The organism is Burkholderia sp. SIMBA_062 (assembly GCF_046534765.1).
GTDB lineage: Bacteria > Pseudomonadota > Gammaproteobacteria > Burkholderiales > Burkholderiaceae > Burkholderia > Burkholderia ambifaria.
The window spans coordinates 47,545-58,754 of record NZ_JAWRYD010000041.1; the positions used below are offsets into that span (position 1 = coordinate 47,545).

At 60.9% G+C, this 11,210-nt stretch carries 11 protein-coding genes; 8 read left to right on the plus strand and 3 right to left on the minus strand.

Annotation, left to right across the window (positions count from 1 at the left end; genetic code table 11):
• Positions 1-580: 580 nt before the first annotated feature.
• The 3 genes from SB786_RS31145 to SB786_RS31155 form a co-directional block, all read right to left on the minus strand.
• The gene (locus SB786_RS31145; protein WP_410730815.1) at positions 581-1,252 is read right to left on the minus strand and encodes a Lar family restriction alleviation protein; all 672 of its coding nucleotides are present in this window, start codon (positions 1,250-1,252) and stop codon (positions 581-583) included.
• A gap of 599 nt (positions 1,253-1,851) precedes the next feature.
• Positions 1,852-3,066, minus strand: a complete 1,215-nt coding sequence (locus SB786_RS31150) for a DUF1173 family protein (protein WP_410730816.1) — start codon at positions 3,064-3,066, stop codon at positions 1,852-1,854.
• Complete coding sequence (locus tag SB786_RS31155) at positions 3,063-3,398, minus strand: hypothetical protein (RefSeq protein WP_410730817.1); 336 nt, start codon at positions 3,396-3,398, stop codon at positions 3,063-3,065. Before SB786_RS31155 ends, SB786_RS31150 begins: the two co-directional genes overlap by 4 nt.
• A 566-nt stretch (positions 3,399-3,964) precedes the next feature.
• On the opposite strand from SB786_RS31155, the gene SB786_RS31160 reads away from it, so the two are divergent.
• The 8 genes from SB786_RS31160 to SB786_RS31195 all read left to right on the plus strand — a co-directional run bounded on the left by SB786_RS31160 (position 3,965) and on the right by SB786_RS31195 (position 11,120).
• Positions 3,965-4,966 (plus strand): N-6 DNA methylase, encoded by a 1,002-nt coding sequence (locus SB786_RS31160; protein WP_176091236.1) that lies wholly within the window; start codon positions 3,965-3,967, stop codon positions 4,964-4,966.
• Between the two features lie 273 nt (positions 4,967-5,239).
• On the plus strand, positions 5,240-6,919 hold the full coding sequence (locus SB786_RS31165; protein WP_410730818.1) for a PRTRC system ParB family protein: 1,680 nt from the start codon (positions 5,240-5,242) through the stop codon (positions 6,917-6,919).
• Between the two features lie 78 nt (positions 6,920-6,997).
• Positions 6,998-7,453 (plus strand): PRTRC system protein E, encoded by a 456-nt coding sequence (locus tag SB786_RS31170; protein WP_410730819.1) that lies wholly within the window; start codon positions 6,998-7,000, stop codon positions 7,451-7,453.
• 8 nt (positions 7,454-7,461) lie between these two features.
• Positions 7,462-7,680: a PRTRC system protein C gene (locus SB786_RS31175; RefSeq protein WP_047853461.1), complete on the plus strand. Its 219-nt coding sequence runs from the start codon at positions 7,462-7,464 to the stop codon at positions 7,678-7,680.
• A gap of 99 nt (positions 7,681-7,779) precedes the next feature.
• Positions 7,780-8,919, plus strand: coding sequence for a PRTRC system protein F (locus tag SB786_RS31180; protein WP_410730820.1), 1,140 nt, complete (start codon positions 7,780-7,782; stop codon positions 8,917-8,919).
• A gap of 16 nt (positions 8,920-8,935) precedes the next feature.
• Positions 8,936-9,661, plus strand: coding sequence for a PRTRC system protein B (locus SB786_RS31185; protein ID WP_410730821.1), 726 nt, complete (start codon positions 8,936-8,938; stop codon positions 9,659-9,661).
• Positions 9,658-10,293, plus strand: a complete 636-nt coding sequence (locus SB786_RS31190) for a PRTRC system protein A (RefSeq protein WP_410730822.1) — start codon at positions 9,658-9,660, stop codon at positions 10,291-10,293. Before SB786_RS31185 ends, SB786_RS31190 begins: the two co-directional genes overlap by 4 nt.
• Positions 10,293-11,120 (plus strand): PRTRC system ThiF family protein, encoded by an 828-nt coding sequence (locus SB786_RS31195; protein WP_229083814.1) that lies wholly within the window; start codon positions 10,293-10,295, stop codon positions 11,118-11,120. Before SB786_RS31190 ends, SB786_RS31195 begins: the two co-directional genes overlap by 1 nt.
• Positions 11,121-11,210 lie beyond the last annotated feature (90 nt).

Genomic DNA, 11,210 nt, shown 5'->3' on the forward strand with positions numbered 1-11,210 from the left:
GGCGGAGCCCCTCGAGATTGGCGTGCTATCGCACGGGCTGCCGACGCGCGTCGTCGCGCCGCTCCATGCTTTGGCCAGCAATCGGTTCCAGGCGTTTCTCGTACAAGTCGTTCATGAGGTGGGCTCCTCTGAAAGTGGGCTCGTGTGCTCGACGCGTCATCTGAACGTGTCGAGGGCAACAGTTTTAGCGTAGCGTCCTGCAGGCGAAGTCAAGGGAGGTGCATCGCGATTGGCGCCCGCGCCTACTGTATCGAGTGAAGTCGGGGCGCAGGCGAACGTAGATTGTTGCCGCGATCATTTTCCCGCCCGGGCAATACGCTCCGGGGCCCCAAAGCGACTGAATACCGATCGCTAATTGCGGTGGATTGCAACTGGTGGTTGGAAAGCGGGAGGGGCTGGTCGGTCGAGCTGGCGGTTGGCGTGCGCGGCCGGAAAATGAGGTGACAAATTACCGGTGTAACGGCTGCTGGACGGGAGAGGGGCTCGGTAACATAGCCTTGTCTCTCAGGTTCTGGCGCAGGCCCTCGGATTTTGCTAGAACCGCTGTTTAGCCGGCGCAAGCCGGCTTTTTTTTACTCATCTACCAACGATCTCGATCCGGCATTGCGTCGACCGCAGTCGCGATCCGGTCCTCGAACAGAAAATCGCGGTGCTCGTTCGGCGAATGAATCTTCGGGAACTGGATATAGTCCTCGCCGTCGACCTCGATCCACTTGGCCAACTGCACCAGCTTTCGGTAACGGCTGGCGTCCTCGAGCACGGGCGCTATCGGCCAGGTGTCGAACGTGACGACCGTTGCGTCGACGATGCGCTGCGCGAGCATTTTGAAGATCGGACCGATCTCGGCCCAGTCTCCGTCGACGCGGGACAGGATGTCGAGCACTAGCTGCGCATCGCATGCGCCGAGCTCGCGCTCAATCAAGCCGTGTAGGTCATCTTTGGAAGCGGCTGGGCGACTCAAGCGTCGATTCCATGTTTCTGCGCACCGGTCTTTTGCGGCAGCCTCGTCGTCGGCGACCGTTTCCCACTGCGTCGACATACCGCAACCCGTGCAGTAGATGTTCACCAGCTGTTCGGTCTTCGGCGCTTCGGGCGGGCGGGGGAGGACGTCGCCAATACGCGGTGGGCCACCGAACCGGCCGAACTGGCTGAAGTCGAATAGGCGATTTTCGTCGCCGTCGACGAGTCGCTGGGATCGGCCGACGGTCGGCCGGCCGCCGCAGTGCTCACATGGATAGAGCTGTTCGATCATTTGTCGGAAGGTTGTAAGTTTCTCGTCGCCGGCATTATTGCTGGTTTTGCAGGCTCGCAATACCGAGAAAAGCGCGAATATTCCTTCCGATTAACTACGAGTCCCGGTGAATTAACCGCGAGACGCGCGTCGCTCGGCAGCTTGAATAAGGGTCAGGAGTGAGCTAGTAGAAATTCCAGCGTCCGTGGCTTCCCCTGACGATGTCACGATAGCGGGACTGGAACCGGTAGGAAATACCCTGCGCGCAGATCGATCTGTATCGACGAACCAGAAATGCCAAGCGCGCGCGTAGTGCCACCAGGTGGCCGCGCGTTCGAGCTCGGACCATGACGCCCGGAAATCGAGGATCGCACCGAAGCTGGTGAAAACGGCGCATCTCATGCCATCGGCGTCGGTTGCAGCAATCGCGATCTGGCGGCCGCCGGAGATGGAGCCCGCCTCGCGGCTTGCCATGGACAGGTTGGGGAATCGGGGGCCCCATTGGTCGGTGCGCGAGATTGCGCGTCGGAGGAAGAGTGCCTTGCCGTGCATGGGAAACGTCCTGGTTGAGGAGATGCCTTCATCATGCGGCGTGGCGCGGGAAGTCAAGGGTCGAGCGGTCAGTGCGCGACGGGCGGAAGGCGTACAGCCGCCAGATCCGTCGCGTCGATATTCCATTCGACGGCTTGAATACCGCTCGCGAGGCGAAGCCGCTGCTTTTCAACTTTGCGAGCTTCGTAATCTGCCATACCGTTCATCCCGTAGACCTCGACGTGAGTTGGCGCTGCCGTGTCGGTGAGGACGAAGTCCGGCAACATTTCGGCTCCAGCTTCGAGACGGATCGGCTTGTCGAAGCTGCGGCCTTCGGTGACGAGCCGATTCGCCATCGCAACCTCATGGATCGAGTCGCAGCTGATGTAGCTGGAGGAACAAAGCATCGCGGCAAGATCGACCACCACGTGATGACCCTTGGCCGTGCGTTCGATCACGAGGATGGCTACGACCCGGGCGGCACGGTCGCCAAGCGCGCGTAGCGCGTGCGCGTATCGCTTCTCGGCGAGCGCGATCAAATCGTTGCTGCAGTAGTAGCGCTTCGCGCTCTGGCGCAAGGTGATTGATCGGCCGTAAGGGGTCTTACCCATCTCCAATATCTCGCCAATGACTAGGCCGCGATGGTTCGTTCCATCTCGCTGGCCGACTCGGCCGAGGAACGTGTCGAATTCGGCGTTGATCGCAACTCGATCGTCCTCCCGGAAACGACGCATGACGTGCAGAACCCGCTCGGCAGGTTCGCCGTTGATCACGGCGTCACTGAGCTCGGCGAGGACACGCGCATTGCAGACGCCCCAGTTCCGCGCCCGCTCTGCGCCAGACCAGCGATTGAGGCCGGCGACATGCCAGACAGCCTGCAGGAAGCCGAGGAGTGGGGCCGCGCGGCGTGAGGTTGTCGGTGCGCCAGCTTGCCGGGCGCCCTTGGATGCGGCGCCAACCGTCCGTTGAGTGAGGGCGACGGCGAGTTTCGCCCGCATGCCGGCCGCTGTGGCAACTATCCCCGGCAAGTTCTTGCCAGTGTCGGTCCCACTTTCGGTCGGGTCCTTGTAGAACGAACAGGACAGGCGGTCGTGCAACGGTCCCTCATCCGGCCACCCCGCGAGATGGAACAGGCTGCCGTATCGGCGGATCTGGAGGCGCAGCGACGCGGCCGCGCCTCGGCATTGGCACTGCGCGTATCCGGGGTTGATCTTTGCGCACTCGAGCTGCCGGACGAAAGCGGCGGGGTTCTCCTGAACGTTCTCAAGCGGGACAGCGACACCTGCAAACGTGACGCGGCTCATCGGGCTCCCTCGTCGTTTGCATTTGCTTGCGTTTTCGTCATTGGCGGCCGCTTGTATTCGCGCCCGGTTTCCTTCTCCGTGAGGAACCACTCGCCACTCGACAGCCGCGTCACATGGCAGAACGGGAACCGCTGCTCCATAACGATCTGCTCATTGGCTTCGCGCTGATTCCGCCACCGATCAAGCTGACGCCCCAGAGCCGAAGTCACGCAGGAAACGACGAAGAGAGCCGCCGTCGCGCATCCGACGATCACCTGGCTATCGTGGCTAAGCCTGGCCAGGACAGTGACCAGCGTGACAATCATCAGCAAACTCGGAACGATCAGGTCCATGTTCGGAACATTGCAGGGTTGGGCGGACTGAAGTGGGCGCCCCCGGCTATGCCAACTTCTCGAGTGCAGTGGCGCAGCAACCGACCGAACGGACAGGTGGCTGGTCGGCAGGACAGGAGTGCGAGGTGCGTCACCTTAACGATGCGACCAATGCGCGACCTCGGTACAGGCGAAAGCGGGGCAGTTCTCCGGGGCTTTCTCCGAAACCCCACTCAACCGGTTGCGTGAATCGGTCGGTGCTCAAAAATTGAGCATCGCGCGCGAGCGCCGCCGGTCTTAGCCGTGAATGACTTATCCACAAGCTTGTGCTGCGCAAATGTGGGTATCTCGGCTGGTTGCCGTCGGCGCGAAAGCGTGCCCGAACCGGGTCGCATTTCGAGGCGGCGGGTTCCGCCCTGCGCTTTACTATCTCTTCCACCTATCGCGTCTCCGACGCATCGACCAATGGCCGCGCGCGGCCGTTCTTCTTTACCCCTACGGGATCACTTCCGTAGGGCGTGCTCTCCCGTCGCCAACCTGGAGAGCACCATGTCCGTAACCACCATCCGTCCGCTCGAGGTTGTCGCATGAGCCGGAAGAGCGCGGAAAGAAAGTTCGCACGCGAAGCCGATCCGCATCAGGCCGAGCTTGTGAAGCTGATGAAGCAGTTTGGCTACTCGCACCAGACGAACACGGTGTTCGCCGACTTCGTCGAGATGGCCGCGATCGCAATGAGCAACAGCGTCGACAAAGCGCAATTTGATCCGCGCGAAAAGCGCTACCTGGAGATCGTCGGAAAGTACAAGCCTGACGAAGTTCAACTGTTTGCTCGGATGTTCGCGGAGCTGACGCTCTCGTTCGAGCATCGACTTGGCGTCGACGAAGACCTTCCGCCGGGCGCATTGCCCTGTCCGGGAAACTTGACGGACGTGCTCGGCGAGACGTACATGATGCTGGACATCGGCAACGACCGGGCTGGCCAGTTCTTCACGCCGTACCAAGTCTCGCGCCTGATGGCAGGCATCACGATCGGCAGTCGGAGCGATGCCATTGAGCAGGATGGCTTCATGCGCATGCAAGAGCCTGCATGTGGTGCGGGTGGCATGGTGATCGCGACGGCAGACGCATTGCTTTCGGTCGGCCAAAACTACCAGCAGACTTTGCATGCAACCTGCATCGACATCGACGCACGCTGCGTGCATATGACGTACCTTCAGTTGTCGATGATGCACGTCCCCGCGATTATCGTGCACGGGAACGCGCTCACCATGGAGGTGTGGGGTATGTGGTACACCCCGGCGCACATTCTCGGTGGTTGGCGGTCGAAGCTCCGCCAACGCAGACAGGTGGACGCCATGCGTGAGGTGTTGGCGCTGGAACGGAGCGTGATCGCCGCGGGCACAGCCGCAGAGCTGGCTCCCGTCGGCGAAGTGGTGTGCGACAGCGACGTTGGCGTAGAGCCGCTCGTTGCTGTGCAGAGGGATCCCACCGTGGGTCATGACGACGCCCTCTGCGATCTTTTTGACGAGGCGGTCGAGCAGTCGAAGGGAAGCATCTTCGAGACCGTCGATCAGCTGGCCCTCTTCTAGAGCGTGCGGTAGCGCGACATTCTTTTCTGCCCAGGCCCGATCGTTTGATCGGGTCTTTTTTTTATCATCTGACCGTGGCATTCCAATACTCGTCCGGCAAAAGCTAGGTAGTTCTTTCGGGCTTTCTGGCTAGGGGCTGGAAATTCACGCGGTATCTTTTCCTCATCTACCGCGTCTCTGACGCATCGACTCAGCCGGCGTCGCCGGCATTTTTCCAACCCCACCGGGAACCACTCCCGATCGGGGGCAGGTTCCCTCTCCGGAGAACCTGACATGCAAGAAGCACTCCTTCAGCAACCTACTATCAAGCTCGGCCGTATCAAGCTGGGCCGAAACCCTCGCACGTACTTTGACGACGCCAAAATGGCGGAAATGAAGGCGTCGATCTCGGTTCGTGGTGTCGATACACCGGTCATCGTCCGTCCGCTCGATGATGGCTTCGTTGAACTGATCGCCGGCGGCCGCCGCTACAAAGCAGCGCTCGAAACTCGTGGCGAAGACTATGACATGCCGATCAACCTCAAAGACGTTGATGAGGATGAGGCGGAAGAAATTGCCTTCACCGAAAACATCCAACGTGACGACATGTCTCCGGGCGACGAAGCTGTCGAGGCGGCGCGCCTCCTCGGCCGGTGTCAGGGGGATCGCGAAGAAGCCGCAAGGCGTATCGGCTGGAGCCTTGCCACCCTCAACAGCCGCCTCGCGCTGCTGAACTGCAGTAACGATGTCCTCATCGCCCTGAACACACGCCAGATCCTTCTTGGTCACGCGGAGCTGCTCGCTGCGCTGTCCAAGGAGAATCAGGACCGGGTGCTTCCGGTGATTGTTTCCGAGAAGAAGTCGGTCGCCGAGGTCCGAAAGCTCGTCGAGAGCGCTGCGTGCTCGCTGGCGGCTGCGATGTTCGACAAAGCCGACTGCGCTGGGTGCCCGCACAACTCTGCGATGCAATCGGAGATGTTCGGTGAGTCCATCGCGACGGGCAACTGCACGAATCGCCAGTGCTACAACGGAAAGACGGACAAGCAGCTCGAGGCGATTGCTGACGGCTTGCGGGACGAGTTTCCTATCGTGCGGATCGTGCGGGCCGGCGACAACCACACGCGCGTCCAGCTCGCGGTCGAAGGGCCGAATGGGGTGGGCGAGGCGCAGGCGAAGGCTTGCCACGGCTGCCAGAACTTCGGTGTCGCCGTAAGTGGGCTGCCCGATTCGCTCGGCAAGACCTTTCGCGGACAGTGCTTCGATACCGTCTGCAATATGCGGAAGGTTGCCGATCGGATCACGGCTGAAAAGGCTGCGGCGAAAGCCGCGATCCCTGACACCAAGGGTGCCAGCGTTTCGGGTAAAGCCGCGGGCAAGTCTGCATCGAGTTCCGATCCCGGCGCGCAGACGGCCGTAACCGTGGTCGCCGAATCGGACCGGGTGAAGCAATACCGAGAGGCGCTCTGGCGAAAGGCGTTGCGTCGCGAGGTCGCGAAGGATGCCGGCCTGGCCCGGCAGTACCTGATCGCGATCGTTCTCGCCGGTTACGCGCGGCAGATCAAGGAGGAAACTTTCCGCTCGGTATTCGAGAAGGTGACCGACGAGAAGGCGCCAGCGGGCGATTTCGGTAAGGCGCTCTTACTGAGTGCCGCCGCAACCGACGAGCAGCGGGCCACGCTGATGACCGGCATGCTCGTCGCGGCGATCGAAGGTCTCGACGTGACCTACCTCCGCCAGCTCTGCAAGCACCACAACCTCGACCTGACTCGGCATTGGAAACTCGACAAGGAGTTTCTGGAGCTCGTCACCAAAGCCGAGATGATGGTGATCGCCGACGAACTGGGGTTGCGCGTGGCGATGGGCGACAGCTTCAAGAAGGTGTTCTCGAAGTCGAAGGCCGACGTAATCACCGCGCTGCTTGCCGTCGAAGGGTTCACCTACGAAGGCAAGCTCCTGAAGGTCCTGAAGTTCTGAAAAGTGGCAGGCCGTTGGCCGGACCGCATCGATATCTTGCGCCGCCTAGAGCGGCGCTTATTTTTTCTGGAGATTCATATGTTTCAAGCCCTGGAACCGCTGATTCGTTCGGCGGAGAAACTCGTTTTGACGTTGACGATGGACGGCGATCGCATTTCCGTGGTCGTGATCCCGTCAGGTGGTAAGGATGCCGCGCTCCGGCAACCGCTGATCCTCAAGGCGACGGCCGCTGAGCTCGACGAGGGCTTCGTGGCGGCCATAGGGAGCTTTTCGGTCGCGCACCAGTCGCTTGGTGAACAGGTGCAGGCGACCAATGCCATTCTCGAAGCGCAGCAGCAGACGCAGGTGAAGAAGGCGCAGAAGGCACTGTCGAAATCATCGACGCCGGCGGCCGCGCAAGCGGCCACGGCGGAGGAAGCCGACGACGACGGAGATGGCGAGGCTGCCGCTGCAACATCGGCTTCCTCGACGCCGTCGCTCGCAGCCGCGGACCAGAAGGCGGCTGGCACCGATCTTTCCGCGTTGCTTCTGTGAGGTGAATCATGTCCATCAGCATTGCGGCATTGGTACGCGAGTTCACCTACAACGGTATGGCGCTCTTGGATCCCGGCCCGGCGTTCTCGCCGGACCAGGTTCGTGACCTGTACACCGCCCAGTATCCGGAGCTGACGACCGCCGCGGTCGACGGCCCCGACCTTAAGGGCGAGGTGGCGCACTTCAAATTCGTCCGAGCAGCGGGTGCCAAAGGCTCCGATGCGTAAAGACGATCTGCTCAAGGCCCTGTCCGATCCGGACAATGGCTTTAACCAACCGAAACCGCCCGAATGGGCGGATTTTTTTCATGATGACGAGGTCTCCAAATGCTGTACGGCCCTCCGAGATTTGATTCAAGTCTCGTTGACAACGCCGGCCCGCAGTGGGAATCGGCGTTCTGTTCCACTGCCCGACGTGGAACTGCCCATGATTTTTTGACTCTGCCTACGCTTTCCGAACACGTGCCCATTGCGGGTACCTACCGATGGCGCACTGACCTCGATGTTGCGGCGATGGTGAAAGAGCATTTCATCAATGGGCCGCTTCGTGCGGCCGACGTTGAGAATCCCTCGGGCGCCATGGATGCATTCAAGCAGGCCTTCAAGGCGTGGCTGGGACGCATCGGAATGGAGAAGAGGGTGGTTTCTTACCTCCCGGTGCTCCTGGACCGTCCCACCGTCGAGGAGATGGTTCAGTGCCGCTGCAACAACGACGAGGAGGAGTTGGACTCGCCTTTGTATCTCGGGCTGGAGATGGCGAACGAGAATGTGCATTCGCTCGCGAAGTTCGCTCCTGCCGCTGAGCAAGTTCACCAGCTATTGGTCCCATCGCTGCTCTCCATTCTCGATCGAGTTTCGTATCGAACGGGGCTGATTCGGACCCCGGGATGGTTCCTTTGTGAGTTCTCTCGCCATTACTGGCAGTACGAGGAATCCGCGACCGACGCGGAAGCGATCGATTGGCTCCAGGAATTGTACGAGGACGACGAAGAGTCGATCGCTCGGCGTCTTCCAAGTGTCGTGCGACCGCAGATCTATCCCGACTCCGTCCGGAAGCCTGCGAAGGTGGCCGGGCGACGGTCGAGGTCAAGCTGTCTGAGCGAGCGCGAGCTGTTGGAGCTTCGAGCATCAACGGACGGGGAGATGGCGAACATCTGCGCAGAACTGGGCACGCTGAAGCGCCTTCTACGCGTGGCCGGCAAACGGAAACTCCTCGGAGAGGGCGTCGACGGACAGCCGATCTATGCGATGGCGACGGTCGTGCTTGATGACAACGCGCTCATCGGGGAGCTTCTCGACGATCACTACAACTACGCCCACCAGGGTAGTGAAGAGACGTACTACAACACCTTCATCCCCTTTTCCACACGTCCCAAGGCGATCGCGCAGCAGTACCGCGATCTTGCACTCGGGTTCCGAATGCTCAATCACGTCGATCGCCTGCTGCAGGCGTTGTGCACCTTCTAATTCATGGAGTTTTCTAATGTCTGATCTTGCTACCTCGGATGCGCTGCGAGCCGTCAAGCTCGATTCCGCCATCCTCTTTTACACTGGCCGCTCCGGCCTTCAATACGCGACCGTCCACGAGGTTGCCCATGATCGAGACGGCCGACCGCTGATTGGCGCGGGCCGCCCAGTGAACCGGAATGCGTTGCTCGGCGCGCTCATCCAGCTCGACCGCAATGCCGCGCCGAAGTCGGAGTTTCTGCCGTCGAACGTTCTTGGCGTGTCTAGTACGGGCGTTACATGGTGGAGTCCACCGGCAATGCGACGGGTGTTTTTCGACTGCAAGGAGTTGGGTGTTCGTTCCGCGGTCGTCCCGCATCCTGGGCTGGTGTTTCAAGCCTCACAATCTGGCTTCCGTGTGTTCGCCGTGAAGACAGCGGATCGGCCATGCGCCGACACACCGCTATTCGAACCTCCGTACTTCAATACGTGGGACGGCGGCCAGATCTGCATCGGCACGGCACAGGTACCGACCCGCGTCGAGGTTACGTCGATCAGCGGGTGGGAGGCCGGTTTCTTTGAATCGGCGTTCACCCATCCGAACCAAGGCTTGGATCGGGTGAAATACAAGCGCGGTGTGTTCGCGTTCTGGCGCGACATGCTCGATGGCAAGTTCCGCGAGACGTTTCCGCTGAAGGTGCTGGTGCCGACGTCGCGTACGGCCGGGAAGCTCGTGCGCGGTGAAATCGGAGATGCTGCATGAATCCGATCGATACCGTGCTGCAGCAGTCGTTTCCGACGGTCATGGTGCCGTCCCGCGAGCCCGTCGAGCCGATGGAGCACTTCGGCGAGCGACTCCTGATCGGCGGGAACGGTGTGTTCCTGGAGGTGGTTCGTCCGTGGATTCGTACGGTGCGCCGCATCGCGTTGTACCACGAGTTGACAGCAGTTCCCTACGGCACCGTCGCTGAGGTCACCGACTTGCGGTGTGGTCCCGTCCCGCCTGCGCTTATCGCTGAATTTCATGCGATGACGCGAGCGGCGATGCCGAACGAAGCAGGAGCGTGGATTGTCTGGAGCCAGGTCACGAAGGCATTTCGGTTGATCCCGGTACGGTCGCTGTCGCACGGTCCTTCGCATCTCGAGTACGAAAGGCCGCAACTGAAGGAATGCGAGTCGCTCGTGGTCGACTGTCATTCTCATGGACAGTCGAAGGCGTACTTCTCGATCACGGACAACACGGACGATCGGTACGACGTGAAGTTTGCGCTAGTACTGGGCAATTGCGATCGCGTGCCAACACGCGTGCTACGTCTTTGCGTGAAGGGGATTTTCGAGAACTTGCCGGACGTACCGGAGCCTTGGGCAGCAGCATTGACGGGGGAGGTTGCGTGATGAGTTATCCGATTCAGCATCAAATTCCGGAGGGTATGGTGCGGGCGCCGTGGCACGTGGTGGTTGTCGGCGCCGGCGGGACCGGGAGCGCATTTCTCCCGAGCCTCGCCCGGCTTCATCACGCGATGATCGAGCTGGGCCACCCTGGGGGGATCGAATGCACGGTCTTCGACGACGACACGGTGAGCGAGACGAACGTCGGTCGGCAGGGGTTCTATCCGAACGACGTCGGTCGGTACAAGGCGCTTCTCATGGTGAACCGGCTCAACAATTTAATGGGCACGCGCTGGAAGGCGGAGCCGCGCCGGGTCGATTCACGTGTTCGGCTCGAAGCCGACCTCGTGGTGGGCTGCGTCGATACGCGCCGCGCGCGGCATGCGATTGTGCAAGCGGCGAAGCGAGGCAAAGTGAGGTATTACCTTGACTGCGGCAATGAGACGGATCGCGGCCAGGTCATTCTTGGCGAACTCGGCAAGGCTCGGCACGACAGGTTGCCCCACGTGGGTGATCTGTTCCCGGATCTGCTGAACGCCCGGAACGACAAGGACGACGAGACGCCATCGTGCTCGATGGCCGACGCGCTGCGTAAGCAGTCGTTGGTCATCAACCAAGCGATCTCGCTGCAGGCGTTCAATTTGCTCTGGACGCTCTACCGGACCGGGACGCTGTCGTACTCGGCTGTGTTCGTGAACCTGGCAACGGGAAGAACGAATCCGGTGCCGATCGATCCGGCGGCCTGGGCGCGCTTCGGGTATGACGCACCCAAGCCGAAGAAGTCGAGGCCTCGCAAGGGCATGGATCCGATGGACCCGGATATTCCGTGGTAGATTGCCAACACAAGGACCTATCCGTGATTTCGTGGGCGAGGCATATCATGCGGAGTAAAAGTCATGGATATGCCGATGAAGAAGAAAAGA

Bases quoted from the DNA above. Each gene is read 5' to 3' on its own strand.
- SB786_RS31145 (WP_410730815.1), bottom strand. From the start codon at position 1,252: ATGATCGAACAGCTCTATCCATGTGAGCACTGCGGCGGCCGGCCGACC.
- SB786_RS31150 (WP_410730816.1), bottom strand. From the start codon at position 3,066: ATGAGCCGCGTCACGTTTGCAGGTGTCGCTGTCCCGCTTGAGAACGTT.
- SB786_RS31155 (WP_410730817.1), bottom strand. From the start codon at position 3,398: ATGGACCTGATCGTTCCGAGTTTGCTGATGATTGTCACGCTGGTCACT.
- SB786_RS31160 (WP_176091236.1), top strand. From the start codon at position 3,965: ATGAGCCGGAAGAGCGCGGAAAGAAAGTTCGCACGCGAAGCCGATCCG.
- SB786_RS31165 (WP_410730818.1), top strand. From the start codon at position 5,240: ATGCAAGAAGCACTCCTTCAGCAACCTACTATCAAGCTCGGCCGTATC.
- SB786_RS31170 (WP_410730819.1), top strand. From the start codon at position 6,998: ATGTTTCAAGCCCTGGAACCGCTGATTCGTTCGGCGGAGAAACTCGTT.
- SB786_RS31175 (WP_047853461.1), top strand. From the start codon at position 7,462: ATGTCCATCAGCATTGCGGCATTGGTACGCGAGTTCACCTACAACGGT.
- SB786_RS31180 (WP_410730820.1), top strand. From the start codon at position 7,780: ATGCTGTACGGCCCTCCGAGATTTGATTCAAGTCTCGTTGACAACGCC.
- SB786_RS31185 (WP_410730821.1), top strand. From the start codon at position 8,936: ATGTCTGATCTTGCTACCTCGGATGCGCTGCGAGCCGTCAAGCTCGAT.
- SB786_RS31190 (WP_410730822.1), top strand. From the start codon at position 9,658: ATGAATCCGATCGATACCGTGCTGCAGCAGTCGTTTCCGACGGTCATG.
- SB786_RS31195 (WP_229083814.1), top strand. From the start codon at position 10,293: ATGAGTTATCCGATTCAGCATCAAATTCCGGAGGGTATGGTGCGGGCG.